At 62.3% G+C, this 1,029-nt stretch carries 2 pseudogenes; one reads left to right on the top strand and one right to left on the bottom strand.

The window, feature by feature from the left end:
* Positions 1–300: pseudogene (locus FJ980_RS34250) on the bottom strand (sugar ABC transporter permease); the annotation flags it as partial.
* A 21-nt stretch (positions 301–321) separates the two neighbouring features.
* On the opposite strand from FJ980_RS34250, the pseudogene FJ980_RS34245 reads away from it, so the two are divergent.
* Positions 322–1,029: pseudogene (locus FJ980_RS34245) on the top strand (NAD-dependent epimerase/dehydratase family protein); the annotation flags it as partial.

Below are 1,029 nucleotides of genomic sequence, written 5' to 3'. Positions count from 1 at the left end.
CTTCCAGACCAGCGCCGCGACCGGCGGCATGACGAAGAACGGCGAGATGACGAGGATGCGCACGATGCCCTGGCCCCACATCGGCTGGTCGATCAAAAGCGCCAGCAGGATGCCTCCGACCACGGTGATCACAAGCACGCTGACGACGATCAGCAGCGTGTTCAGGATCGATTGCAGGAAGGCCGGGTTGGAATAGAACAACGCGTAATTGGAGAAGCCGACGAAGCCGTCGCGGATCGGATTGAGCGGATTGTACTGCTGGAAGGAGAACCAGAGCGTGAGCGCCAGCGGAACGACCATCCAGACGAGCAGCAGGACGACGGCCGGCGCGTCGGCAACGCCCGGCGCAAGGCCAACGACCTCAAAGGCGGACAGTGGGATCCCTTGTCGGCGGACGGTGAACCTCTCTCGCCGTTGCCGACAGACGAAGAAAAGCCGATCGATCTCGCCTCCATCTATGCATTGACGAAATATGCCCAGGAACGCGCCGTGCTGATCTTCGGCGAAGCCTATGGCGTCGATGCGGTGGCGCTGCGCCTGTTCAACGTTTTCGGCGCCGGACAGGCGCTTTCAAACCCCTATACCGGCGTGCTGGCCAACTTCGCCTCGCGTCTGGCCAACGGCAAGCGGCCGATGATCTTCGAAGATGGCCAGCAGAAGCGCGATTTCGTTCATGTACGTGACGTCGCCCGCGCCTTTCGCCTGGCACTGGAGCAACGCCAGGCAAAAGGCCACGTCATCAACATCGGAAGCGGCCGGGCTTATGCGATCCGCGATGTCGCGCGGCTGCTGGCCGAGGCCATGGGAACGCCGGACAGCTCGCCCGAGCTGCTCGGCAAAGCGCGTTCCGGTGACATTCGCAACTGCTTCGCCGACATTTCCAAGGCGCGCGAACTGCTGGGTTTCGAACCAGGGCGGCAGTTGGAGAATTCCCTCGGCGACTTCGTTTCCTGGGTGCGCAACACGATTGCCATCGATCGCGGCGCCGACATGAAACGCGAACTCGAAGAACGCGGGCTGGTGTCATGA

This window comes from Mesorhizobium sp. B1-1-5 (genome assembly GCF_006443065.1).
In the GTDB taxonomy this organism is placed as follows: Bacteria; Pseudomonadota; Alphaproteobacteria; order Rhizobiales; family Rhizobiaceae; genus Mesorhizobium.
This window is presented reverse-complemented; position numbering and strand designations above follow the sequence as displayed.